Source organism: Aeromonas sp. 600479 (assembly GCF_049175515.1).
In the GTDB taxonomy this organism is placed as follows: domain Bacteria; phylum Pseudomonadota; class Gammaproteobacteria; order Enterobacterales; family Aeromonadaceae; genus Aeromonas; species Aeromonas veronii_A.
In genome coordinates this window covers 101,010-125,921 of record NZ_JAAKVF010000009.1, presented here as the reverse complement: position 1 = coordinate 125,921, position 24,912 = coordinate 101,010, and the positions used below count along the sequence as shown (strand labels likewise).

The following is a 24,912-nucleotide window of genomic DNA, read 5'->3' as shown; positions in this document are numbered from 1 at the left end:
GCGAGCCGCCCTGCAGGGCGGCTGGTACTTACACAAGGGCGACCGGGAAGAAGGTACCCAGCAGCATGGCTCCCAGGATGGCACCGCCAGTGATGGGCTTGCCCCACACGTAGAACAGCAGCGCACCCAGCAGGGAACCGATACCGATGGGGATCGAGGCACCCATGGCGGAGAGAATGATGAGGGGGCCGAGGAAGCGGCCAGAGCTGTTGCCAGCACCCATCATCACGTCAGCACCGTAAGTGGAGTTGCTCTGGTTGATGGTGAACTTGCGCGCCAGAATGATGACGTAGCCGATGGCCAGACCAATCCCCATACCGGTTGCCAGCGAGGCGCCGAAGTTCTCCACCGGATAGACGATGCCGGCCCCCAGCAGCAGAGCTGGCACTCCGAGGCCAACCCCGGTCTGGATGGCACCGCCGATATCCAGGATCCCCACCAGGGATCCCTCGATGATGCGGGCGAACAGGAAGCTGGCGCCGAAGGCCGCCACTGCGCCATAGGCACCCGTGTCCATTCCGGCTTTCAGCATGGCGACGAAGGCTACCTCGTTGAAGGCACCAACCCCGTACAGATAGAACATGTGGGTACCGGCAAAGACCCCGGCCGAGAGCAGGCCGACGAAGATGGGGAATGACCAGTCGGCATACCAGAAGTTGTTTGTCAGTTTCTCATCCATGGTGTGACCCCTTATTTGCCGCTCAGCAGGTTATGGACACTTTCCAGCCACAGGGGGACACCCATATGGAAGGATTCAATCAGTTTCATATCGAAGCCGCGGAAGAAGCCGCTCAGCACGAACAGCAGGACGATGGCCGCCATCATCACCTTGGTGACGTGGTTCCAGCCGCTCTCTTCCACGCCCTTGCCGATCAGGATGCCGAGCACCAGACCTGGTACCGCGTTGCCCATGATGAGCTGTGCCAGACCGCCGAAGATGGTGGCCCAGAAACCGGATTTCTTGCCCGCCTCAATGGCTGCGAGCCAGAAGATCACCGGCATGACGGTATTGACCAGCAGGTTGGCAGCCGGTACCAGCACCTTGACCGCAGTGACCTGCAGGGCGGCCGGGACGGCAGCAGCCGTGCTGTTGAGGAAGGCGACCACGATGGCACCTATGATGCCGCCGGCGATGGCCATCTTTTTCGGGTCGTGCAGGGTGGTGGCAAGATCCCGGTTCTTGAACAGCAGTGCCGCCGTGGCCCAGTGCGGAATGATGCGGTGATCCACATCCTGGGTGAAGGCGCCCGCCGCTACGGTGGAGGCCCAGGCGTTGAAGAAGAAGCCGAGACCAAACGAGAAGTGGGAAGCGGGATCCCCTTCGCAGGAGTTGAGTTCGCCCAGGGTGCGGAAGGCGCCCATGCCCTGTACGGTCGGGGCGTGGAACATCCGCGCCGCGCCGGCCCCCACCCCGACGCCAACCAGGCCGCCAATGATGAGAGACTTGATAAATATGATTAGAAACATCCAACGTATCCTTCTTGTGGGGTGGTGCCGGTCAGGAGATCACACCTGGGTGAACGTCACCCTGGCGACGTCGAGACTGGTGACCTGAACCGTGATCTCCAGCTGGACGCGGTATTCGCGGCGCTGGCGCGGCAGGAAGAAGAACAGGAACTTCTCCACCCGGACCGACTCCTCGGCTCTAAGCACCTGTACATCGACCGGCTCAATGCGCAGCAGTACCTGCTGGTTGTCCTTGAGGAGCGTTGGCTGCACCTGGCTGAGAGCGGAGGCAAATGCCTGCTGACGGCTGGTTCCCTTGCCGCTGACGGTGACCTTGGTGGTGAAGTTCTCTTTCATCAGGCGCGTCCGTGCTTCTTGGCGAAGGCTTCGACCAGTTTCTGGCCCAGCTCTTCCTTGTCCATGAAGCCAAAGCCCAGCACCACGCAACCTTCGTTGATGGCGGTGACACCCTCTTCAACGGAGCGCATGCCGTAGCGGCACTTGTAGCCGTACTTGGTTTGGGCGGTGATGGCACCGGCGCCGCCGCTGCCGCAGAAGGAGATGCCGAGATCAGCCTGTTCCTTGTTCATCACGTCGCCGAGCTTCATATCGGCAGCCATGCCGGGGATGATGGTCACGTTGGCACCTGCAGCTTCCGCGCCTGCACCTACTTTCTGACCTTTACCGAGACGATCTCCAATCACGAGTTTGATGGCAGTCATTTAGTTATCTCCTGTTACTGAGCTGAGTTCGTTTTCTTTGGCTACTTCAAAATGGACGGACAAGAGGTGTGCCTCTTCGTAGGCGAGTCGCTCTAGCCAGCTGACAACCTGCTCGGCGAGACGCAGAGAGAGGGGCGATATCTCCTCAAACAGGCTGAGGTCAACTTCCGGCAGCGGTTCGCCGCTGTGGGAGCGCCACACCATGGCTTTGATATGGGAGGCCAGCATCTGCTGCTGTACCTCGTTGGGGTGGATGCCCTGATCGCCCAGCAGAATATGAATGCGTGCCAGGACCTGATCGGTCTGGCGCAGCAGTGCCGGACTGTCCGGGGTCAGGGTCTGGTCGTAGGTATCTGTTTGCAATGTCTGCTCTCCAAGGCTGGCAGAAGGGATGGCTCTACCCTAAGCCGACATGGATGGAGAGTGGAGGCAGCTTTTTTCCGATTCGAAGCGGAAATCCCGATCATTCGGGGTCAAAGAGGGCCTTTTGTTGGCAAAAGAGAGTGAAAAAGGTCTGAACGAGGCTGGGTTAGTGTGAGCGAAGGCGCACTTTCCCGTTTTCAGCTGGCAGCTGAGCCTTGGCGAAAAGTGTGAGTCGCCTCACGCAGGCGGGGCGTATTTATGAAACAGCATGCAAGAAAAAGGGCGGTTGCCCGCCCTTGAACGATGAGATGGGGTTGAGGTTAGCTGGCGCCTGCCGCGCTGGCGGCAGCCCGGTTCTGGTAGCGCAGATCCTCTTCGATGGTCACTACCACCTCGAGTGGCTTACCAGAGCGCAACACCGAGATGGTCAGCTGGGTGCCGGGGCGGCTCTCTACAATCTTGTCCATGGCGGCACGTACCCCGGTGATCGCTTCACCGTTGATCTTGAGCAGCACGTCACCCCGTTGCAGGCCACCTTTGGCCGCCGGACCGACAGGATCCAGACTCTCGACGATGAGACCGCGCAGTTCGCCCAGGTTCATCATGCGGGCGACGATGGGGTTGATCTCGACGCTGGAGATGCCGAGATAACCGCGAATGACGCGGCCGTTGGCGATCAACTCGTCCATGATCCGCTTGGCCAGCCGGTAGGGGATGGCAAAGCTGATGCCGTAGCTCTCCTGATTGCCGTTGAGGTGATAGGTGGCTGTGTTGATGCCAACCAGATCGCCCCTACCGTTGACCAGAGCACCCCCCGAGTTGCCAGCATTGATGGCCGCGTCGGTTTGCAGCAGATCCTGTCGGCCATTGCTGTCGGGCCCCATGCTGGAGAGGCCGGTACGGCCGGTCGCACTGATGATGCCCTGGGTGATGGTCTGGCCGACGTTATAGGGGTTGCCGATGGCGAGTACCACGTCGCCCACTTCAGGCAAGCGTTCCGGATCTTGCGGGATCACAGGCAAGTTATCTGACTCGATATAAAGTACGGCAAGATCGGTGAGCGGGTCTGTGCCGATCAGTTCGGCGCTGAAGACGCGGCCATCCTGCAGGGCGACGATGATCTGATCGGCATCGGCGATGACGTGGTAGTTGGTCAGCACGTAGCCGCGCTGGGTCATGATGACGCCGGAGCCCAGCCCCTGTGGCTGCAGTTGTCCGCGATTGCCCTGATTGGAGGCAAAGCTTCGGGTATAGATGTTGACGACTGCCGGGCCGGCGCGGTGGGCGGCGTAGGAGAAGCTCAGTTCGCGGGCATTGGTGATCAGGCCGGGCAGTTGAGCCCCGCCACGGAAATTGGGAAACAGCAGCAACAGCAGTGCGGCGACGGTCAAACCGAAACCGATGGACTTGCCCAAGTAACTGACTAAAGAGGGGATTTTCATGTCATTCTCATCCGTGCTGGCTGCGGGCAGAGAATAACACTATCAATGGATAAAAATCACCCGCGGCGAGGCCGCGGGTGATAGAGCGGTTGGCGAATAACCGCGTGTTAGCGGATCACCAGATAGAGCGAGGAGTCACCACGCTGGATATTGAGCGCCAGTACGTCAGGCTTGTTCTTGAGCGCCTTGCTCAGCTCGCCCAACGTGTTGATGCGCAGACGGTTGACCCCGATGATGATGTCCCCCTTCTGCAGGCCGGAAGCGGCTGCCGGAGAGCGTGGATCAATGTCAGCCACTGCGACGCCGGATACCGGATCGGTAGTGGTGCTCAGCTTGGCCCCTTCCAGTGCCGGGTGCAGTGCGCTGGCGCGGACTTCGCTGTCATCGGCTTGCTTCAGGGTTACCTTGGCTGTTTGTGACTTGCCATCGCGGATCAGTCCCAACGCGACCTGCTTGCCAGCACCCATGGTGGCGATCTTGGCTCGCAGCTCGCCGAAGGAGCGAACCGGCTTGCCATCGATGCTGACGATGATATCGCCCGCCTTGATGCCCGCCTTATCTGCGGCGGAGTCAGGCATGACCTGGTTGACGAAGGCGCCATCCTTCTTGTTGTAGCCGAAGGTTTTGGCGATGTCTGAGGTGAGCTCGGTGCCGGTAATACCCAACTGACCACGACGTACTTCACCATATTTGACGATTTGCTCGGTCAGATCCCGCACCATGTTAGAGGGAATGGCAAAGCCGATGCCAATGTTGCCGCCGTTCGGGCCCAGAATCGCGGTATTGATACCGATCAGCTCGCCACGCAGGTTGAGCAGGGCACCACCGGAGTTACCTGAGTTGATGGCCGCATCAGTCTGGATGAAGTTCTCCAGATTCTCGATGTTGAGGCCGCTTCGACCGAGCGCGCTGACTATACCTGACGTGACGGTCTGACCCAGCCCAAACGGGTTGCCGATAGCCAGCGCGTAGTCACCCACCCGCAGTTCGTCGGAGTCGGCGAACTTGATCTGTACCAGTTCCTCGGCCTTGATTTGCAGCAGGGCGATGTCGGACTGCTTGTCTTCACCGATCTTCTTGGCCGCATACTCACGGCCATCCTTCAGAGTGACCTTGATCTCGTCCGCTTCGTGCACTACGTGAGCGTTGGTGATCACATACCCCTTCTTGGCATCGATGATGACGCCAGAGCCGAGAGCCTGGAACGGCTGTTCGCTCACTTGCTCGTCGGGCATGTTGGGACCAAAGAAAAAGCGGAACTGTTCCGGTAGGCGCTGACGGGTCACTTTCTTACCGGAGACAGAGATATTGACTACGGCAGGAGTGACCTGTTCGAGCACTGGCGCCAGACTTGGCATCTCCTGATTCGAGCCTAACAGGGAAGGCAGTGCAGCCTGAGCGGGGGCCGCAGACGTGGCGATACCGACACTGAGGGCTAGCACACTGAGCATGGAAAGAGGTTTACGCATATGAAAAACAGCTCCCAGAAAAAGTTGCATTGCAATCGTCAAGGTCAGACCACAGGGCAGGTCAATTAGTTCCGCGAGGAACTAGTTTGGTTGTTTGAGCAGTCCGGAAGAGGCACCGGCATAGTCGCGAGGCGGTACGCCCGGCTCCTCTGGTTCTTTGGTTGGTGCTTCTTCTACCAATGATTCACGGAACAGGGGTTCCTGGGCCTTGGCCAGGAATTTGCTCTGCTCCGCCATATGGCGATAGAGGGTCTGATACTGTTCGGCCAGTTGCTCCATCAGCGCGGCGCTGTCGGCGAAGTGGGTGTTGATCTGGCCCTGATAGCTTTCGAGCTCCTTGTGGGCCTTTTTCAGTTCCTGTTCCAGACGGCCGGCATCGCGACTACGCACCGAAAAACGGCCGAGAACGATACCGATAATCAAGGCCGCGACAGCCAGCAGGATCCCGTTTAACAGACTCATAGATGCTCCTTGTTACAGCTAAATGAATGTGGGTTGATGCGGCCAAAGCGGCCGCTACGCCTTGATGGCACTATACCGTGCACCCCGAGAGCGTGATACCATTTTGTCCTTCATTCAGGGACTTGAAGGCAATCGACAGGATGACCCCGCAGCAAAAATATCAGCAGGATTTGCAGCGCCCCGGCTTCGTGGCCGACCCCGCCCAGGCGATGGCGGTGGCCCGTCTGGAGCGACTCTATCAGGATTTGTGCCAAACCCCGACTCCGACCAGAGCCCGCGGCCTGCTGGGCTGGCTGCAAAAGCCCAAGCCGCCGGAGCCCGTCCTCGGGATATATATGTGGGGTGGAGTGGGCCGAGGCAAGACCTGGCTGATGGATACTTTTTTCGACAGCCTGCCGGGGACGCGCAAGATGCGCAGCCATTTCCACCGTTTCATGCATCGTATTCACGATGAACTGCAAGGGCTGAGCGGGCAATCCGATCCCCTCAAGCTGGTAGCCAGTAAGCTTGCTAGCGAAACAGACATCATCTGTTTCGACGAATTTTTTGTCTCCGACATCACCGATGCCATGCTGCTGGGCACGCTGTTTCAGGAGCTGTTTGGTCACGGCGTCGTGCTGGTCGCCACTTCAAATATTCCGCCACAGGATCTTTATCGCAACGGGCTGCAGCGAGCCCGTTTTCTGCCAGCTATCGAGCTTATCGAGCGTCATTGTGAAGTGCTTAACGTGGATGGCGGTATCGACTATCGCCTGCGCACGCTGGAACAAGCCGAGATTTATCACTGCCCGCTGGATTTGCAGGCAAAAGCTAATCTTGACCACTATTTTCAGCAATTAACCGGTGGGCACACTGCTTGCGAGGGGGCGTTCGAGGTCAATCATCGTCAGCTGACGTCGCTGGGTATGGGAGAAGGGGTGCTCTATATGGATTTCGAGCAACTTTGTTGTACTCCCCGCTCCCAAAACGACTATATCGAGTTGGCCCGGCTGTTCCACACCGTGTTGCTGGCCAATGTTCAACCAATGGGCACAGGCACGGATGACGCGGCCCGCCGCTTCATTGCCATGGTCGATGAGTTTTATGAACGGCACGTCAAGCTCATCATGTCGGCGGCTGTTCCCATGGCAGAACTCTACGGCGAAGGGCTGCTGAATTTCGAATTCAAACGCTGTCTTTCACGGCTTCAGGAAATGCAATCGCACGAATACCTTGCCAGAGTGCACCTTCCTTAGTCACAATACCGCGCCTGCCAGTCGGATGGGCATCTGCGGCAGGTAGGGCCGGGCGACATTTGCTAGCTTCATGGCAGTGAAATTAGCAGGTGATATTTAAGGCAACTTCACTTATAATCGCTCGGCCCACGTTACAGCTGTCGATAAGACAGCAACACTTTAAGCTTTACTTGTATTCGAAGGGGTACAGGTAGGCCATCGTTTGTTGTTTGTGGGAGAGCCCCCATAAACAATTGGGTCTGTAACAGGTAATTGGGTTTAACTTAATGAAAACTTTCGTTGCCAAGCCAGAAACCGTAAAACGTGACTGGTACATTGTGGACGCAGAAGGTAAAACTCTGGGTCGTATCGCAACCGAGATCGCTGCTCGTCTGCGTGGTAAGCACAAAGCTGAATACACTCCGCACGTTGACACCGGTGATTACATCATCGTTGTAAACGCTGAGAAGGTACGTGTTACCGGTAAGAAAACTACCGACAAAATGTACCACGCTCACTCCGGTTTCCCGGGTGGTATCAAGTCCATCAGCTTCGACAAGCTGATTCAGCGTAAACCGGAAATGGTAATCGAAGCTGCTGTTAAAGGCATGCTGCCGAAAGGTCCTCTGGGCCGTGCCATGTTCCGTAAACTGAAAGTTTACGCAGGCGCCGAGCACGCTCACGCTGCTCAGCAACCTCAAGTACTGGATATCTAATCGGGAACTGGCAACATGGCAGAAAATCAATACTACGGTACCGGCCGTCGCAAAAGCTCCACTGCTCGCGTATTCATCAAAGCGGGTAGCGGTAAGATCGTAATCAACCAGCGCTCCCTGGAGCAGTACTTCGGTCGTCCGACTGCCCGCATGGTAGTTCGTCAGCCGCTGGAACTGGTTGAGATGACCGAGAAACTGGATCTGTACATCACCGTTAACGGTGGTGGCATCTCCGGTCAAGCTGGTGCGATCCGCCACGGTATCACTCGTGCTCTGATGCAGTACGATGAAACCCTGCGTTCCGAACTGCGTAAAGCAGGCTTTGTTACTCGCGATGCCCGTAAGGTTGAGCGTAAGAAAGTCGGTCTGCACAAAGCTCGTAAGCGTCCGCAGTACTCCAAGCGTTAATTCGCTTTTGGTGCTCACTCTTTCGAGTGTCAAAAAAGCCTGGCAACCGCCAGGCTTTTTTTATTGGTAATATTACCGACATCAATGCTAACCACGCGTCACAAAAGACAAAAAATTGTTTCTTTATTGTTTTTATTGCTCACCGCTCTTTCTTGTCAAGTTGTTATCTTTTCTTTAAAATTTCCCCTGTTTTCTGTGGCAATTGTAAATCCAGCTTCCGCCGCTGTTGTCACGGGAAAAATGGGGAACAGGGACACTATAAGAATGTGCGGAGTCCACATGGGAGAGTTTTTGGATGAGCAATGCGCCAGTTGATACCGGTCGCCGCAGATTTCTTACCTGGTCAACGGTTGCCGTTGGTGGGGTAGGAGCTGCGTTTACCGCAGTGCCGTTTATAAAGTCATGGAATCCGAGTGCCAAGGCCAAAGCAGCCGGTGCACCGGTTGAAGTCGATATCAGCAAGTTGGAACCGGGTCAGCTCATCCGTGTCGAGTGGCGTGGCAAACCCGTCTGGGTGGTCAAACGCACCAAACAGACGCTGGATGCCCTGGCTGCACATGATGACAAGTTGCGGGATCCCTCATCAGAAGAGCCGCAACAGCCTGATTATGCACATAATGGCTACAGATCCATCAAGCCAGAGATCTTTGTCGCGGTCGGTATTTGCACCCATCTCGGGTGTTCGCCTTCTTATCTGCCTGACAGTTTTGGCGAGCAGGTGCAGGGGGTCACATCCGGCTTCTTCTGCCCGTGTCATGGCTCCAAGTTCGATATGGCTGGCCGTGTGTTCCAGGGGGTGCCTGCACCACTGAATCTGGTTATTCCACCGTATCAATTCATTAACGACACCACCATTCTGGTCGGTGCCGATGGCAAGGAGGCCTGATCATGTTGAGCAAACTGATGGGCTGGATTGACGACCGCTTCCCGCTTACGGCCATGTACAACGACCACATGGCCAAGTATCCGGCACCGAAGAACCTGAATTTCTGGTACTTCTTTGGTTCGCTGGCCATGTTGGTGCTGGTTAACCAGATCATCACCGGCATCTGGCTGACCATGAACTACAACCCCTCTGCGGAGGGTGCATTTGCCTCTGTCGAGTACATCATGCGTGATGTGGAGTATGGCTGGCTGCTGCGTTACATGCACTCTACCGGTGCCTCTGCTTTCTTCGTGGTGGTCTACCTGCACATGTTCCGCGGTATGATTTACGGCTCTTACCAGAAACCACGCGAGTTGCTGTGGATCTTCGGCATGCTGATCTTTCTGGTGCTGATGGCGGAAGCCTTTATGGGCTACTTGCTACCTTGGGGACAGATGTCATTCTGGGGGGCCCAGGTCATCATCTCGCTGTTTGGTGCCATTCCGGTCATCGGTGATGATCTTACCCTGTGGATCCGTGGTGACTACGTTATCTCTGGTGCGACCCTGAACCGCTTCTTCGCGCTGCACGTCATCGCGTTGCCGCTGGTTTTGGTGATGCTGGTTGCGATGCATATCCTGGCGCTGCACGAAGTGGGTTCCAACAACCCGGATGGCATAGACATCAAGAAGCACAAGGACGAGAACGGCTGGCCGCTGGATGCGGTGGCGTTCCACCCTTACTTCACCGTCAAGGATATGATCGGTGTGGCTGGCTTCCTGTTCTTCTTCTGCGCCATCATTTTCTTCAAGCCGGATATGTGGGGTTACTTCCTCGAGAAGCCGAACTTTGAAGTGGCCAACGGCCTCAAGACTCCTGCTCACATCGCGCCAGTGTGGTACTTCACCCCCTTCTACGCGATTCTGCGTGCGGTACCTGACAAGCTGCTTGGCGTCATCATGATGGGCCTCTCTATTGTGGTGTTGTTCCTGCTGCCTTGGCTGGATCGCTGCAAGGTGCGTTCTGTTCGCTATCGCAGCAAGCTGCACAAGCTTAACATCGCCCAGTTTGTGGTCTGCTTCATCATTCTGGGGGTGCTGGGTGTACTGCCGTCGACGCCGACCCTGACGCTGGTTGCCCAGATTTGTACCTTGGGTTATTTCGGTTTCTTCGTGCTGTTGTTCTTCTACAGCAAAAACGAACGCACCAAGCCGCTGCCGGAGAGGGTTACATTTAAATGAAAAAAATAATATTTGCAGTGCTGACCCTGCTGCCATCACTGGTGTTTGCCAATGCTGGGGCCGTGTATCTGGACAAAGCCAATTATGATCTGAGCGACAAGGCATCCCTGCAACGTGGAGCTGCCACCTTCATGAACTATTGTGCAGGCTGCCATTCTACCCAGTATCAACGCTACAACCGGGTTGCTGCCGATCTGGAGATCTCCGAGGAGCTGATGAAGGAGAACCTCATCTTCACCGGCGCCAAAGTGGGTGATCTGATGAAGAGCGCCATGTCCGAGAAGGATGCCGCCAAGTGGTTTGGTGCTCCCCCTCCTGATCTGACTCTGGTTGCCCGGGTACGTGGTGCGGACTGGATTTACACCTATCTGCGTTCTTTTTATGTGGATCCGACTCGTCCATTTGGGGTGAATAATGTGGTGTTCCCGTCTGTGGGTATGCCTCATGTGTTGGAACCGTTGCAGGGAACCCCCCGTGCCGAGTTCGTCACTCACACGGTCGATGGAGTCGAGACCCAGCAGGTTGTCAGCATCAAATCTGACGGTAATGGTGAAATGGATGACGAAGAGTATGATCAGACGGTACTGGATCTGGTAAACTTCTTGGTCTACTCGGCTGAACCGGTACAACAGGAGCGTGAACGCATGGGCTTCTGGGTGCTTGGTTTCATCGTGATCTTCTTCATCTTCACTGTGCTGTTGAAGAAGGAATTCTGGCGCGACGTTCACTAAGCGACCAGATACGGGTAATATAATGCACGGCAATGAAGACCAAGATGCTTCATTGCCGTTTCTGCTTTTTAATGACGGGAGGGTTCAATGGCTGTAGCTGCCAATAAGCGTTCGGTAATGACGCTGTTTTCCGGTGCCAACGATATGTTCAGCCATCAGGTGCGTATTGTCCTGGCGGAGAAGGGTGTTAGCGTGGATATCTGCCAGGTTGATCCAGCCAATCTGCCGGATGAGCTGGCCGAGCTGAACCCGTACAACTCTGTACCGACCCTGGTTGATCGTGAGCTGGCACTCTACACCTCACGCATCATCATGGAGTATCTGGACGAACGCTTCCCGCATCCACCCCTGATGCCTGTTTATCCGGTTGCCCGTGGTAACAGCCGCCTGATGATGCACCGCATCGAGCTGGACTGGTATTCCCTGGCTGACAAGATCATGGCCGGTACCGATGCAGAAGCAGCACGCAACGAACTGCGTGACAACTTGCTCGCCATTGCACCGATCTTCGGTGAAATGCCCTATTTCATGAGCGAAGAGTTTGGCCTGGTGGATTGCTACATGGCACCGCTGCTGTGGCGTCTGCCGAGCCTGGGTATCGACCTGACCGGTCGTGGCGCCAAAGAGCTGAAGGCCTACATGGTTCGTCTGTTCGAGCGTGAGTCCTTCCAGGCCTCCCTGACCGAAGCCGAACGCGAGATCCGTGCTGGCGTATGAGCATGGAACCGACAATGACGCCGAGTCGCCCGTACCTGTTACGGGCGTTCTTTGACTGGTTGCTGGATAACGATCTGACTCCCCATCTGGTGGTCAACGTCAACATTCCCCATGTGATGGTGCCGATGCAGTTTGCTCAGGACGGGCAGATTGTGCTGAATATCGCGCCCCGTGCCGTAATGCAGTTTCACATGGATAATGAGGCAATCAGCTTCAGCGCCCGCTTTGGCGGGGTATCCCAACAGGTCTATATCCCGATGGCGGCCGTGCTGGCTATCCATGCTAGGGAGAACGGCGTGGGAACCCTGTTCCCCCCCGAGCCTGGTTACGATATCTGGCTGGAGCAGGCCGAAGCACCGGTGGAGCCAGAGCCGGAACCTCCGCGTCCAAGCGGTCGTCCGACCCTGAAAGTGATCAAATAAAAAAACGCAGCCAATTGGCTGCGTTTTTCATATCCATAATTATCAGTTCTGGGCGTATTCGAATGCCTTGATGACTCGCTTCACACCGCTAACGTGGCGAGCGATGTTGACCGCCTGCTCTCCCTCCTGACGGGTGACAAGACCAATCAGGAATACTTCGCCGTTTTCGGTGACCACCTTGACCTTGGCGCTATCGAAGTTTTTGGTGCCGAACATGTCGGCTTTCACCTTGGAGGTGAGCCAAGTGTCATTGCTGCGTGTGGTCAGGCTGACTGGCTGACCAAGGCGTAACTCGTTGTAGACGTGGCGGACCCCCTCGATGCGGCCAACAATCTTGCCTGCTTCCAGCTTGTAAACGTCAGAAGGTGTCTGACCGACCAGCAGCACACGGCCATTGTTGCTGTAGACGCTGATCTTGCTGGCTGCGCTGAGCGGTTTGTTGTCGGCCAGCAGATTGGCTGCTTTCAGCTCGATGCTCTGGTCATCCCACTGGGCGCTCATGGTTCGGCGGTCGCCAGAAACCTTGGCGGTGCCAGCTGCTCCGCCAACCACCACGGCAGCACAGCCCTGCAATAGCAAGGAGCTGGCTAGCAGGCCAAGGATGAGTATCTGCTTGTTCATTGTTTCAATCTTCCTGTTGCGGGAAAAGAGTCTGGTCGATGAGATCACACAGACAGTGCAGGGTCAACAGGTTGACCTCAAGAATGCGGGGGCGGCGGGCAGAGGGTACTCGGATCTCCACATCGTTTGGCCCCAGTAAGCCAGCCATCTCGCCACCGTCGCCGCCGCTCAGTACAACAATGGTCATGTCGCGGGAGAGAGCAGCCTCGGCCGCCTTGATCAGGCTTCGGCTGTTGCCCGTGGTGGTGATGACCACCAGAATGTCGCCAGGCTGGCCCAGTGCGCGGATCTGCTTGGCGTAGACCTCTTCAAAACCGTGGTCGGTGGCGATGGCGCTGATGGTCGCCATGTCCGGGGTCAGGGCCATACCGGGCAGGGAGGGGCGCTGGGTCTCGTAGCAGTTGACCAGCTCGGAGATAAACAGCTGCGCCAGTGCGGCAGAAGGACCGTTACCGCATGCCAGCACCTTGTGGCCATTGAGCAGGCAGATGGTGATCATCTGGGCTGCAGTATGGATGGCATCCGGCAGCGCCTCGGCGGCGGCTATCTTGGTCTGGATGCTTTCGGTGTAGTTCTCTTTGATGCGGTCAGTCATAGGGTCCTCTTAAAATGCGTTCTGGATCCAGGCTGGCTGGTCACCTTCGAACGCAATCACATCGAATCGGCAGGCCTGATTGGCCTCGTTGATGGCATGTTGCTTCAAATAGTGGCGCGCTGCCAGCATGATCTTGCGCTGTTTGCTGTGGGTGACCGAGCTGGCGGCCCCGCCATGGCTACCGGTGGCCCGGTAGCGCACCTCAACAAACACCAGGGTCTGGCCCTGGTGCATGATGAGATCTATTTCACCGCCACGACAGCGGTAGTTGCGAGCTACCGGTTGCAGGCCCTGTGCCTGCAACCAGCGTTCAGCGACTTGTTCAAAGTGCTGTCCCTTGTTCGTTGGTGAGGGGAACAGGCTCGGCAACTGCTGGCGCATCCGTTTCCATAGTTCCTTCATTGGAGGGCTCCTCCAGTTGCTGAACGGCGTTCTCGTCGACCAGTTTGCCGTTCTGGTAAGTACCCCAGCTCAGCATCCGCACGATATTGCCCTGGGCATCCACGCTCAGCTGACCGCTCATGCCGGCCTGCTGCATGCCACCTACCTTGCGCATCTGCTGGAGGTTCTCAGCCAGGCTGACGGCATCGTAGCCCATGGCAAACAGACGCAGCAGGTCACCCTGGGTCTGCGGCCAGAGCAGAGCGATCTGCTCGCGCTGTTTCTCGTAGCCGCCAAGCAGCAGCGGCATATCGGCGATATGCATGCCGTTGAGCTCGGAGGCGACCTCGGTGGCTGCGCTGTCGTAGCCACGGGAGCTGGTGTAGATGGGCAGGCTGCCCATCGGATTGACCGAGACATCCACATAGGGCTTGATCATCCGGGTTTCCAGGCTGTTGGCCACCACATAAACGGCATCGATGCTGCGCGGTGCGGCATCAGAGAGTTGCACTACCTCGCCAGCACGGGCGGTAGAGCGGCCGCTAAGGGCATTTTTGACCATCCCCTGCACTTCGTTGCGGGCACCGAAGGTGGCGACGACCGGCTTGTCCTGGCTCAGGGTGGCCCAGCTCTGCTCGAACGCCTTGATACTGCTGTAACCGATCCGCCCCTGAGCGGCGATCAGCAGCGGTTTGCGGTAGCCCTGGGTGTAGAGGTACTGGGCTGCCTGCGCGGCATCTGCGGCGGCAGAGAGGGAGAAGTAGTAGGTGGTGTCGTTGACGACCGGCTTGTCCAGCTCGTTGAGTGCCAGCACTGGTACGGTCGGATTGGCCTTGAGCAGCTCCTCGACCCGGTCTTTCAGCAGCGGGCCGATGATCATGTCTGCCCCTTCCTGAATCGCCTGCTTGTAAAGCTCGCCGGTCGACTTGCTCTGGGTGTCGTAGAAGTTCAGGGTGAATTGCCCCTGATTTTCCTTATAAGACATCAGCATACCGTTACGGATGGCGGCACCCTGCGGCTCCAGATTGCCGGAGAGGGGCAGCAGCACAGCGATCTGTTGCACCGAGGTGCTGGCAGTGGCCGCCAGATCGCCCAATCCTGCCGGCATATCCTTCTGGGCTGGATGGTTGGGGAAGTCGCGCTTCCAGCCTGCCAGTTGGCGGGCCAGCAGGTTCGGCTGGGCGCCAAACTCGTTGACCAGTGCCGCCAGTCGCAACCAGCCGGTGGTCACATCAGGGGCCGGAGCCTCTTCCAGCGCCTGCAGGGTGGAAGGGGTCATGCTTTTGAGCAACGACCAGATCTGCTGATGGTTGGTCGCCAGCTCGCTCTGATTGAGGTAGGGCTCCAGTGCAATCAACGACTTGGCTGCGCCAAACTTGTTGTTGATGTCGAGCTGCAGCACTACGCGCTGGCGATACCAATCCTTCTGGGTATCGGCATCCAGCACCACCTCAGGTTTGCCTTCCAGCAGGATCAGCGCCTGATTGGCGTGGCCCTGCGCCAGCAACAGATGGGCTTGCAGCAGTTGCAACTGCGCCTTCTGAACGGGCTCCTTGGCCTGCTTCTGCAATTGCTGGAACAGTGCCGAGGCCGGTTTGGCCTGGCCCAGCGCCAGATAGCTGCGTGCCGCCAGCATCTGCCAGGTAAAGGCCTCGGCCGGCTTGGCCGGGTCCACCTGCTCAAGATACCACTGGGCATTCTTGGTCAGATTGGAGAACGCAGAGGGCATGCCTGACTGTCCTGACGGTTGATTGGGCTCCGACGCACAGGCGGCGAGCAGTACTGCCGCGAGTATGATGCCGAAGAGTCGTGATACACTTAGCTGTTTTGTAACCCGGTTCAAGTTCATTCCCCGACCAGTGTTGAAGTTCCCCATAGTGTAAACGGGCCAATATGGCGACACAATTGTCGGGGCACTCGGAGATCCCATGAGTGACATCCCAACCCTGTATATAGTCCCCACTCCGATCGGCAATCTGGCGGACATTACCCAGCGTGCATTGGACATTTTACGCAGTGTCGATCTGGTGGCAGCCGAAGATACTCGCCATACCGGTATCCTGCTCAATCACTACCAAATCTCGGTACCGACCTTCGCCCTGCACGATCACAACGAGCAGCAGAAGGCCGATGTACTGATCGGTCGGATCAAAGAGGGCAAGAGTGTTGCGCTGGTCTCCGATGCCGGCACTCCGCTTATCAGTGATCCTGGTTATCACTTGGTCACCCGCTGTCGTGAGGCCGGGGTCAAGGTGGTCCCGTTGCCCGGCCCCTGTGCCGCTATCACTGCTCTGAGCGCGGCCGGTCTGCCCACCGATCGCTTTGCGTTTGAAGGCTTCTTGCCCGCCAAGAGCAAGGGTCGGGATGATCGTCTGCAAGCCGTTATCGAAGACACCCGCTCGCTGGTGTTTTACGAATCGCCGCGGCGTGTGCAGGATACAGTAGAAGCGATTGCTCGCATTCTCGGCGAGCGTCAGGTGGTGGTGTGCCGTGAGCTGACCAAGACCTTCGAGTCGATCCACGGTCTGCCAGCCTCCGAAATGCTGACCTGGCTTGGCGAGGATGACAACCGCTGCCGCGGAGAGATCGTGCTGGTGGTGGCTGGCGCCGCCAAAGATGAAGAGGATCTGCCAGCCGAGGCGATCCGTACTCTGGGTCTGCTGGTGGCCGAGTTGCCACTGAAAAAAGCGGCCGCCCTGACCGCCGAGATCCACGGCGTGAAGAAGAATGCCCTCTACAAATACGGTCTCGAGCACTATTGAGTCGGTGGAATAGGCCGCCAGACTGTTTTATGACCAGCACGCTCCTCTGTATCTGCGAGCATTCACCTTGTAAACGGGGGGCCAAAACGCGATAAATGGCTGTAAACGGGAATTGCCGGTTTACCCCGTGCGTATCGCAAGGCTATAATCCGCGCCTCGGAGTTGGCTGGGCAATCGCTGCTTCGTCGTTGTGTCCCTCGGGACAGACGGGCGGAGGGGAGGAAAGTCCGGGCTTCACAGGGCAGGGTGCCAGGTAACGCCTGGGGGGCGTGAGCCTACGACCAGTGCAACAGAGAGCAGACCGCCGATGGCCCGCAAGGGATCAGGTAAGGGTGAAAGGGTGCGGTAAGAGCGCACCGCGCGACTGGCAACAGTTCGTGGCACGGTAAACTCCACCCGAAGCAAGACCAAATAGGCCCCTATTGGCGCGGCCCGCGTTGGGGGCGGGTAGGTTGCTTGAGCCAGCGAGCGATTGCTGGCCTAGAGGAATGATTGCTACCCGGGGTAACCCGGTACAGAACCCGGCTTACAGGCCGACTCCGACCTCATTCCGAAGAGCCCCGCGATTTATCGCGGGGCTCTTTTTTATGCATGAGAAAATATGGCTTCGTTGGCAGGATATTTTCGGCCTTGTCATTTTGAATGAAATTATATGTTTTAAATCAATCGAATAGTTTCGTATTTAGCACGATGGTAGCGATAGATGGTGACAGAACCCAGGATGGTTGTTCGCACCCGCATATTGTGTGTGTTCTCAGTCCATTCATTTATTTCAATTAATCACCAGAGTTTAACGCCAAATAACTTGTGGAAAATCAACCCACTCAATCCGCAGTATGCAATTGCTGCGTCAATATGTTCCCTCTGCCCCATCTCCTTGCTTGAAAAGCCCCCTGCACGTCCTTAAACTTCAAGGTGGGGAAAAGTGGATCAAAGTGGTTTTTAGAGGGGCAATCTGCCTGCTCACTCACCTTCAGGGACTGCAATTTGTTGCGTGGCGCTCATGCCATCAGCCTGGACAGTAAAGGGCGGCTGGCTATTCCGACCAAATTCCGTGATTGGCTGCGCGACGAAAGCGACGGCCAGCTGGTCTGCACCATCGATATTGCCCATCCCTGTCTGCTGCTCTATCCCCTGAATGAATGGGAAGAGGTCGAGCGCAAGCTCAAGACCCTCTCCAGCATGAATCCGCAAGAACGCCGTTTGCAGCGACTGCTGCTGGGACATGCAACCGAATGCGAGCTGGATGGCAATGGCCGTCTGTTGCTCAGCCAGCCACTGCGCAACCATGCGGGGCTGGACAAGAAGATCATGCTGGTGGGCCAGCTCAACAAATTTGAGCTGTGGGATGAAGCCCGCTGGCAGCAACAGGTCAATGACGACATCTTGGGTCTGCCCGAGGACGATTGGGCAAGCTCACCACGACTACAGGATTTCTCTTTATAAATGACCCAAGCCGCTGAACACATCACAGTGCTGCTGCACGAAGCCGTTGAAGGTCTGGCCATCAAGCCGGACGGAATCTATGTCGACGGCACTTTTGGCCGTGGTGGTCATTCTCGTCTGATCCTGCAACACCTTGGCCCCAATGGCCGCCTGATCGCCATCGACCGCGATCCCCAGGCTATCGCCGAAGCTGCCAAGATCCAGGACCCCCGTTTCGAAATCGTGCACGGCCCCTTCTCCGGTATCGCCTCCTATCTGGATGAGCGCGGTTTGTTGGGCAAGGTGGATGGCTTCCTGCTGGATCTGGGGGTCTCTTCACCCCAGTTGGATGATGCCGAGCGCGGCTTCAGCTTTATGAAAGATGGTCCTCTCGATATGCGGATGGACCCCACCTCCGGCCAGAGCGCTGCCGAGTGGCTGGCCAAGGCCGATGTGGATGACATCGCCTGGGTGCTGAAGACCTTCGGTGAGGAGCGTTTTGCCAAGAAGATCGCCCGTGCCATTGTGCACGACCGTGTGACCGAGCCTTATGTGCGTACCCGCCAACTGGCGGAGATGATTGCCCGGGTCAATCCGAGCAAGGAGAAAGGCAAGCATGCGGCAACCCGCAGTTTCCAGGCCATTCGCATCTATATCAACAGCGAGCTGGACGAGATCGAAACCGCGCTCAACGGTGCACTGGAAGTGCTGGCACCACATGGCCGTCTGTCGGTGATTAGCTTCCATTCGCTGGAAGACCGGTTGGTAAAGCATTTCATCCGCAAGCACGAAAAAGGGCCGGAAGTGCCTTACGGCATTCCGCTGACCGAGGCCCAACTGGCTGGCGGTCGCAAATTGAAGTCGGTCGGCAAGGCACTTAAGCCTTCTGATCATGAAGTATCTGAAAACAGCCGATCACGCAGCTCGGTGCTGCGGGTTGCCGAACGGCTAGCGGAGTAAGCGATGAGCGAAGTGCGTGTTCATCTGGCCAAGGAGATCGTTGCCGATCTCTGGCGGCACAAGCTGCAGATTTTTCTGTCGGTCGCCGTGCTGGTGACCGCGTTTGCCGTGATCCTGGTGACCAACATGACCCGTGGTCTGACGGCCAAGCAGAACGATCTGATGGCGGAAGAGGATCGCCTCAATATCGAATGGCGCCACCTGCTGCTGGAGCAGGGCACCCTGGCTGAACACTCCCGGGTGGCGAGTCTGGCGATGGACAAGTTGCAAATGGGTCGTCCGCTGGTGACCACCGAGAAGGTAATTACCCAACCATGAAACGCAAGGCTACAGCCAAAGCTGCCAAAGCGCCATCGATCTATCCGTGGCGCTTTCGCACGCTTGCGGTGTTTATCGGCATCGCGTTTGTGGGTCTGATCCTGCGTCTGGCCTGGATCCAGGTGATCAATCCGGATCGTCTGCGTCAGGAGGGTGACATGCGCTCCCTGCGTACCACCTCTACCCAGGCGGTGCGCGGTATGATCACCGATCGCAACGGCGAGCAGCTGGCGGTTTCTGTGCCGGTCGAAGCGGTCTGGGCCGATCCCAAGACGGTACACGAGTCCGGTGCCATCAATAATGAGCGAGCCTGGCTGGCGCTCTCCGCCGTGCTCAAGCTCGACATCAATACCCTCAAACACCGCATCGCCAACCCCAGCAAGCGCTTCGTCTATCTGCAGCGTCAGGTTACTCCTGCGGTGGCGGAATATATCAAGGGGCTCAAGCTGGGTGGCGTCTATCTGCGTCCCGAGTCACGCCGCTTCTATCCGACCGGCGAAATCAGTGCCCATCTGGTGGGGGTGACCAACATCGATGGCAGCGGTATTGAAGGGATTGAGCGCAGTTACAACGAGTGGCTGACGGCGACGCCCGGCGAAATGCGGGTGCGCAAGGATCGTCAGGGGCGCGTCATCGAGCGGCTTGGCATCGTCAAAGAGGGCAAGAATGCCAACGATCTGCAGCTCAGTATCGATCAGCGGGTGCAGGCTCTGGCCTACCGTGCCCTCAAGCGGGCAACCGACGAGAACAAGGCGACCTCCGGCTCCATGGTGATGCTGGATATCAAGACCGGTGAAGTACTCGCCATGGTCAACACCCCCTCCTATAACCCGAACAACCGCGGCCAGTATCAGAGCTTCCGGGTACGCAACCGGGTGGTGACCGATACCTACGAACCGGGCTCTACCGTCAAGCCATTGATTTTGCTCAGTGCCTTGCAGGCAGGGGTCACCAGCTGGAAAGATTTCATTCCCGGTGGGCCGCTCTTTATCGGTGCCAAGCAGATCAAGGACGTCAGTATCCACAAGGCGACCAACCTCTACGATATCCTGCGCTACTCCTCCAACATCGGTATGTCGCGCATCGCGCTGCGGATGCCGGCGCAGGAGATGATCAATACCCTCAGCATGTTCGGTTTCGGCATGGATACCGGCAGCGGGCTGATGGGCGAGAGCAGCGGCATGCTGCCCCAGCGTCGTCGCTGGTCCGATATCGAGCGGGCAACCCTCTCGTTCGGTTATGGTCTGCGAGTCACCCCGCTGCAGCTGGCTTCCGCCTACGCCACCCTGGCCAACAAGGGCAAGCGGGTGCCGCTCTCCATCGTCAAGGTGACTACGCCGCCCAAGGGTGAGCAAGTTATTGATCACAACAACGCCGCTGCCATGTTGCAGGCGCTGGAGTATGTGGTCGACAACGCCATTCCAAAAGCCAAGATCCCGGGCTATCGGGTCGGTGGCAAGAGTGGTACCGCCAAGGTCGCCGTCGCCGGTGGCTATGGCAAGGATTACATGGCCTGGTTTGCCGGTTTCGCACCCGCCAGTGATCCCCGTTTCGTCATGGTGGTGGTGATCAACGAGCCAAAAGGCAGCGCCTATTATGGCGGCGCCGTGGCGACCCCACCGTTTGCAGAGGCCATGGGCGGGGTGCTGCAGCTCTTCAATATTCGTCCCGATGCGGTGCCGCCAGCGGTGCCCACCAAACTTGCCCGTACGGAGGCTTCTCTTGTCCCGCGCACTTGATGCATTACTGCGCCCCTTCGGTATCCAGGCGCCGGCGCTCATCCTGACCGATATCCAGCTGGATAGTCGGCGGGTTGGCCCCGGCTCGCTCTTCGTGGCCATTCGTGGTCATCAGGTGGATGGCAGACGGTTTATCGAACAGGCGGTGGCTCAGGGAGCGACCGCTGTTGTGTTTGAGGAGGATGGTGAATTTATCCCACCATCGACTCCGGTTCCCTGTATCGGGATGCGGGATCTGCCCGCTCACCTCTCTGCTCTTGCGGGCTATTTCTACGATCAGCCAGCCCAAAAATTGGATCTGGTCGGGATCACCGGCACCAACGGCAAGAGCACTACGGCACTGCTGGTCGCCAACTGGCGCACCCTGCTGGGTGGCAAGGCGGGTGTGATGGGCACCATCGGCAACGGCCTGTTTGGCAATTTGATCGAAGCGGAAAACACCACCGGCAGCGCCGTGCAGGTGCAAGCCAATCTGGCTGCGCTGCAAGAACAGGGCGCGGATCTGGTGGCGATGGAGGTCTCCAGCCACGGTCTGGTACAGCACCGTGTGGCAGCTTTGCCCTTTGCCGCCGCGGCTTTCACCAATCTGAGCCGAGATCACCTCGACTACCACGGCACCATGGAAGCCTATGGCGCGGCCAAAGAGCAGTTGCTGCAGCTGGTTGATGAGTCGAATGCGGTGATCAACCGCGATGACGCGTTGGGTGCCAAGTGGCTCGAAAAATATCCCTTAGCGGTGGCGTTCAGCGTTAATGGCCCGATTGAACACCATTCTGGCCGTCAATTAACGGCGCAGCAGCTCGATTTTCACCAGCAAGGTTTTCGCGCGCAGATTAACTCCAGCTGGGGGAATGGTGTATTATCCGCCCCCTTGCTCGGGCGCTTCAACGTCAGCAATGTGCTGGCCGCGATGGGCGTGATGCTGGTGCTTGGTTATGACTTCAACGAGCTGCTGGCAACTGCCCCGAAATTGCAGCCGGTGACCGGCCGCATGGAGTGTTTTGGCGGTGGCGATACGCCGCTGGCGGTGGTCGATTACGCCCACACCCCGGATGCACTGGAGAAGGCATTGCAGGCCCTGCGGGTGCACTGCACAGGCCAGCTCTGGTGCCTGGTAGGCTGTGGTGGCGACCGCGATCGCGGCAAGCGCCCCATGATGGCCGCCATGGCCGAGCAGTATGCGGATCGCGTGATCCTGACCGACGACAATCCCCGTACCGAGGAGCCGGCCCGGATCATGGCCGACATGGTGGCGGGTCTTCGCGATCCTGCTGCGGTGCAGGTGGAGCACGACCGGGTCAAGGCGATTGCGCTGGCCATCGGTCAGGCGAGCAAGCAGGACATCATCCTGGTGGCCGGTAAGGGTCACGAGGATTATCAGATCATTGGAACCGACAAGCGGCACTACAGCGACCGGGAAACCGTCGCTGCCGCCTTGCACACATTATTGGAGTCATTCAAATGATGACCCTCAGGCTTGCCGACCTGGCGCAGGTACTCGATGCCCGTCTGATTGGTGAAGATGGCGAGATTACTGCAGTCAGCACCGATACCCGTACTCTGGGTGCTGGCGCTCTGTTTGTTGCACTGCGCGGCGAGCGCTTCGATGCCCACGACTTTTGCGATCAGGCGCTGGCTGCAGGGGCCTCTGCCCTGCTGGTCGAGCACGAACTGCCGCTGGCCATTCCCCAACTGGTGGTAGCCGATACCCTCAAGGAGCTGGGCCATCTCGGCAGACTGGTGCGTGAGCGCATCAACCCTAAAGTGCTGGCTATCACTGGCAGCTGCGGCAAGACCACGGTGAAGGAGATGGCCACCGCCATCCTGCGTCATGAAGGAGAGGTGCTGGCCACCGCTGGTAACTTCAACAACGAGGTGGGCGTGCCGCTCACCCTGCTGCGCCTCGAACCGCAACACAAGTTTGCAGTGATGGAGCTGGGTGCCAACCATCCGGGTGAGATAGCCTGGACTACTTCACTGGCCAAACCCGATGCCGCCATCATCAACAACGTGGCGGCGGCCCATCTGGAGGGCTTCGGCTCGCTGGAAGGGGTGTTCCACGCCAAGAGCGAAATCTTTGAGGGCTTGAGCGAGGGTGGCACCGCCATCGTCAACGCCGACAACGAATTCTGGCCTAAGTGGCGTGAGCGTGGCATTCAGTGCGCCTTCTCCATCGAAGATCAGAGTCAGCCGTTCCACGCGCGCAACCTTGTACTCAACGAACAAGGTTGCGCCGAGTTCGTGATGGTAACCCCGCAAGGCGAGCTGAGCCTGACTCTGGCGATCCCAGGTCGCCACAACGTGGCCAATGCGTTGGCTGCTGCCGCGGGCTGTCTGGCCCTCGGCGCATCCCTCGGCTCCGTCAAGGCGGGGCTGGAGCAGATGGCGCCGGTCAAGGGGCGCTTCTGCGTGCAGCGCTGGGGCGGTCTGACCCTGGTGGATGATACCTACAATGCTAGCGTGGAATCCGTGCTGGCGGGCATCGATGCCCTGACCGCCATGAGCGGCTTCAAGGTGCTGGTGTTCGGTGATATGCGGGAACTGGGTGAGGAGTCTGCCGAGCAACATGCCCGGGTTGGCCGTCATGCCCGCGAGCGCGGTCTGGATGCCGTGCTGACAGTGGGGGAAGAGAGTCGCCACACCGCAGATGCCGCGGTGGGCCGACATTTCGATAACAAGGCGTCGTTGTTTGAAGTGCTTGCGCAAATGATAAATACACATCAGGAAATTTCGATTCTGGTCAAGGGGGCCCGTGGCTCCCGCATGGAAGATATCGTCGAGATGGTCAAAGGCCATCAGGAGTCAGCCACATGCTAGTCTGGCTGGCCGAACTGCTCACCCCGCACTTCACCTTCTTCAACGTCTTCTCCTACCTGACGTTTCGCGCCATCCTGTCGATCATCACCGGACTGGGGGTTGCCCTCTGGATGGGGCCACGCCTGATCCGTCGCCTGCAGATCCTGAAATTCGGTCAGGTGATTCGCAACGATGGTCCCGAGTCCCACCTCAGCAAGCGGGGCACCCCGACTATGGGTGGCCTGATGATCATTGCTGCGATTTTCACGTCTGTGCTGCTCTGGTGCCGCCTCGACAACCCCTATGTCTGGCTGGTGCTGTTTGTGCTGGGTACCTACGGCGCCATCGGCTTTGCCGACGACTACCTCAAGGTGGTGCGCAAGAATACCGACGGCCTGATCGCACGCTGGAAGTATTTCTGGCAATCCGCGGTAGCGCTGGCGGTGGCTGTGTTCCTCTATGCGACTGCAACCCATGAGGGACAGACCCAGCTGGTGGTGCCTTTCCTCAAGGATGTGATGCCGCAGCTTGGCCTGATGTTTATCGTGCTGACCTACTTTGTCATCGTCGGTACCTCCAATGCGGTCAACCTGACCGACGGTCTCGATGGCCTGGCCATCATGCCGACCGTGATGGTGGCGGGGGGCTTTGCCCTAATCGCCTGGGCTACCGGTAACGTCAACTTTGCCAACTACCTGCACATTCCCTACGTGCCCTATACCTCCGAGCTGGTGATCGTCTGTACCGCCATCGTCGGGGCTGGTCTGGGTTTCCTCTGGTTCAACACCTATCCGGCGCAAGTATTCATGGGGGACGTTGGTTCCCTGGCACTGGGCGGCGCGCTCGGTACCATCGCCGTGTTGGTCCGTCAGGAGTTCCTGCTGGTGATCATGGGCGGCGTCTTCGTGATGGAGACCGTTTCGGTGATTCTGCAGGTGGGGTCTTACAAGCTGCGCGGCGTGCGGATCTTCCGCATGGCGCCGATCCATCACCACTACGAGAAGAAGGGCTGGCCGGAGCCGCGCGTTATCGTGCGCTTCTGGATCATCACCCTCGTGCTGGTGCTGCTGGGTCTTGCCACCCTGAAGGTGAGGTAA

Annotated in this window: 28 protein-coding genes and 1 other RNA gene; 17 read left to right on the top strand and 12 right to left on the bottom strand. The window is 57.9% G+C overall.

Annotated features, from left to right (window positions below):
- Positions 1–28: 28 nt before the first annotated feature.
- From G5149_RS11590 to G5149_RS11555, 8 genes are all read right to left on the bottom strand, one after another.
- A complete protein-coding gene (locus tag G5149_RS11590) occupies positions 29–679 on the bottom strand; it encodes a DUF4310 family protein (protein ID WP_421212474.1) in 651 nt (216 codons plus the stop codon).
- Between the two features lie 11 nt (positions 680–690).
- Positions 691–1,467: a DUF4311 domain-containing protein gene (locus tag G5149_RS11585; RefSeq protein ID WP_005355143.1), complete on the bottom strand. Its 777-nt coding sequence runs from the start codon at positions 1,465–1,467 to the stop codon at positions 691–693.
- Positions 1,468–1,506: 39 nt separating this feature from the next.
- Positions 1,507–1,803 carry a DUF4312 family protein gene (locus G5149_RS11580; RefSeq protein ID WP_005341745.1) on the bottom strand — a complete coding sequence of 99 codons (297 nt, stop codon included), beginning with the start codon at positions 1,801–1,803 and terminating at the stop codon, positions 1,507–1,509.
- On the bottom strand, positions 1,803–2,168 hold the full coding sequence (locus tag G5149_RS11575) for an SFCGS family glycine-rich protein (RefSeq protein ID WP_005355141.1): 366 nt from the start codon (positions 2,166–2,168) through the stop codon (positions 1,803–1,805). Before G5149_RS11575 ends, G5149_RS11580 begins: the two co-directional genes overlap by 1 nt.
- A complete protein-coding gene (locus tag G5149_RS11570; RefSeq protein WP_216979968.1) occupies positions 2,169–2,531 on the bottom strand; it encodes a PRD domain-containing protein in 363 nt (120 codons plus the stop codon).
- Between the two features lie 320 nt (positions 2,532–2,851).
- A complete protein-coding gene (gene degS, locus G5149_RS11565) occupies positions 2,852–3,973 on the bottom strand; it encodes an outer membrane-stress sensor serine endopeptidase DegS (protein WP_005341742.1) in 1,122 nt (373 codons plus the stop codon).
- A gap of 107 nt (positions 3,974–4,080) precedes the next feature.
- Positions 4,081–5,442, bottom strand: coding sequence for a Do family serine endopeptidase (locus G5149_RS11560; RefSeq protein ID WP_421212473.1), 1,362 nt, complete (start codon positions 5,440–5,442; stop codon positions 4,081–4,083).
- Between the two features lie 81 nt (positions 5,443–5,523).
- Entirely contained in the window at positions 5,524–5,904 is a 381-nt protein-coding gene (locus tag G5149_RS11555) for a YhcB family protein (protein ID WP_216979970.1), read from the bottom strand.
- Positions 5,905–6,044: 140 nt separating this feature from the next.
- Here G5149_RS11555 and zapE point away from each other — a divergent pair, with 140 nt between their 5' ends.
- The 8 genes from zapE to G5149_RS11515 all read left to right on the top strand — a co-directional run bounded on the left by zapE (position 6,045) and on the right by G5149_RS11515 (position 12,218).
- Positions 6,045–7,139, top strand: coding sequence for a cell division protein ZapE (gene zapE, locus G5149_RS11550; protein WP_216980255.1), 1,095 nt, complete (start codon positions 6,045–6,047; stop codon positions 7,137–7,139).
- 266 nt (positions 7,140–7,405) lie between these two features.
- Entirely contained in the window at positions 7,406–7,834 is a 429-nt protein-coding gene (gene rplM / locus G5149_RS11545) for a 50S ribosomal protein L13 (protein ID WP_005341737.1), read from the top strand.
- A 15-nt stretch (positions 7,835–7,849) separates the two neighbouring features.
- Complete coding sequence (gene rpsI / locus G5149_RS11540; RefSeq protein ID WP_005336286.1) at positions 7,850–8,242, top strand: 30S ribosomal protein S9; 393 nt, start codon at positions 7,850–7,852, stop codon at positions 8,240–8,242.
- 295 nt (positions 8,243–8,537) lie between these two features.
- Positions 8,538–9,128 (top strand): ubiquinol-cytochrome c reductase iron-sulfur subunit, encoded by a 591-nt coding sequence (petA, locus tag G5149_RS11535; protein WP_040068840.1) that lies wholly within the window; start codon positions 8,538–8,540, stop codon positions 9,126–9,128.
- Positions 9,129–9,130: 2 nt separating this feature from the next.
- Positions 9,131–10,348, top strand: coding sequence for a cytochrome b (locus G5149_RS11530; protein WP_005341735.1), 1,218 nt, complete (start codon positions 9,131–9,133; stop codon positions 10,346–10,348).
- Complete coding sequence (locus G5149_RS11525; RefSeq protein ID WP_421212472.1) at positions 10,345–11,079, top strand: cytochrome c1; 735 nt, start codon at positions 10,345–10,347, stop codon at positions 11,077–11,079. The genes G5149_RS11530 and G5149_RS11525 overlap by 4 nt, the downstream gene beginning before the upstream one ends.
- Before the next feature lie 87 nt (positions 11,080–11,166).
- Entirely contained in the window at positions 11,167–11,796 is a 630-nt protein-coding gene (sspA, locus tag G5149_RS11520; RefSeq protein ID WP_005336279.1) for a stringent starvation protein SspA, read from the top strand.
- Complete coding sequence (locus G5149_RS11515) at positions 11,793–12,218, top strand: ClpXP protease specificity-enhancing factor (RefSeq protein WP_041234002.1); 426 nt, start codon at positions 11,793–11,795, stop codon at positions 12,216–12,218. Before sspA ends, G5149_RS11515 begins: the two co-directional genes overlap by 4 nt.
- 42 nt (positions 12,219–12,260) lie before the next feature.
- On the opposite strand, the gene dolP is transcribed toward G5149_RS11515, so the two are convergent.
- From dolP to G5149_RS11495, 4 genes are read right to left on the bottom strand one after another with little or no spacing between them, the layout of a single operon-like run.
- A complete protein-coding gene (gene dolP / locus G5149_RS11510; protein ID WP_216979972.1) occupies positions 12,261–12,839 on the bottom strand; it encodes a division/outer membrane stress-associated lipid-binding lipoprotein in 579 nt (192 codons plus the stop codon).
- Between the two features lie 4 nt (positions 12,840–12,843).
- A complete protein-coding gene (locus G5149_RS11505; protein ID WP_005341724.1) occupies positions 12,844–13,434 on the bottom strand; it encodes a D-sedoheptulose-7-phosphate isomerase in 591 nt (196 codons plus the stop codon).
- 9 nt (positions 13,435–13,443) lie between these two features.
- Entirely contained in the window at positions 13,444–13,815 is a 372-nt protein-coding gene (locus G5149_RS11500) for a YraN family protein (protein ID WP_216980256.1), read from the bottom strand.
- Positions 13,757–15,544: a penicillin-binding protein activator gene (locus tag G5149_RS11495; RefSeq protein ID WP_421212471.1), complete on the bottom strand. Its 1,788-nt coding sequence runs from the start codon at positions 15,542–15,544 to the stop codon at positions 13,757–13,759. The genes G5149_RS11500 and G5149_RS11495 overlap by 59 nt, the downstream gene beginning before the upstream one ends.
- Before the next feature lie 199 nt (positions 15,545–15,743).
- On the opposite strand from G5149_RS11495, the gene rsmI reads away from it, so the two are divergent.
- The 9 genes from rsmI (at position 15,744) to mraY (ending at position 24,912) form a co-directional block, all read left to right on the top strand.
- Positions 15,744–16,577, top strand: a complete 834-nt coding sequence (rsmI, locus tag G5149_RS11490; RefSeq protein WP_421212470.1) for a 16S rRNA (cytidine(1402)-2'-O)-methyltransferase — start codon at positions 15,744–15,746, stop codon at positions 16,575–16,577.
- 158 nt (positions 16,578–16,735) lie between these two features.
- An RNA gene (rnpB, locus tag G5149_RS11485) (RNase P RNA component class A) lies at positions 16,736–17,122 on the top strand.
- A gap of 442 nt (positions 17,123–17,564) precedes the next feature.
- Entirely contained in the window at positions 17,565–18,023 is a 459-nt protein-coding gene (gene mraZ / locus G5149_RS11480; RefSeq protein WP_216979974.1) for a division/cell wall cluster transcriptional repressor MraZ, read from the top strand.
- The gene (gene rsmH / locus G5149_RS11475) at positions 18,024–18,962 is read left to right on the top strand and encodes a 16S rRNA (cytosine(1402)-N(4))-methyltransferase RsmH (RefSeq protein ID WP_216979975.1); all 939 of its coding nucleotides are present in this window, start codon (positions 18,024–18,026) and stop codon (positions 18,960–18,962) included.
- Positions 18,963–18,965: 3 nt separating this feature from the next.
- Positions 18,966–19,280, top strand: a complete 315-nt coding sequence (ftsL, locus tag G5149_RS11470) for a cell division protein FtsL (RefSeq protein ID WP_005336166.1) — start codon at positions 18,966–18,968, stop codon at positions 19,278–19,280.
- A complete protein-coding gene (locus tag G5149_RS11465; protein ID WP_421212469.1) occupies positions 19,277–21,019 on the top strand; it encodes a penicillin-binding transpeptidase domain-containing protein in 1,743 nt (580 codons plus the stop codon). The genes ftsL and G5149_RS11465 overlap by 4 nt, the downstream gene beginning before the upstream one ends.
- Positions 20,952–22,484, top strand: a complete 1,533-nt coding sequence (gene murE / locus G5149_RS11460) for a UDP-N-acetylmuramoyl-L-alanyl-D-glutamate--2,6-diaminopimelate ligase (RefSeq protein WP_421212468.1) — start codon at positions 20,952–20,954, stop codon at positions 22,482–22,484. Before G5149_RS11465 ends, murE begins: the two co-directional genes overlap by 68 nt.
- A complete protein-coding gene (locus G5149_RS11455; protein WP_421212467.1) occupies positions 22,481–23,836 on the top strand; it encodes a UDP-N-acetylmuramoyl-tripeptide--D-alanyl-D-alanine ligase in 1,356 nt (451 codons plus the stop codon). The genes murE and G5149_RS11455 overlap by 4 nt, the downstream gene beginning before the upstream one ends.
- Complete coding sequence (gene mraY, locus G5149_RS11450; protein ID WP_337073400.1) at positions 23,830–24,912, top strand: phospho-N-acetylmuramoyl-pentapeptide-transferase; 1,083 nt, start codon at positions 23,830–23,832, stop codon at positions 24,910–24,912. The genes G5149_RS11455 and mraY overlap by 7 nt, the downstream gene beginning before the upstream one ends.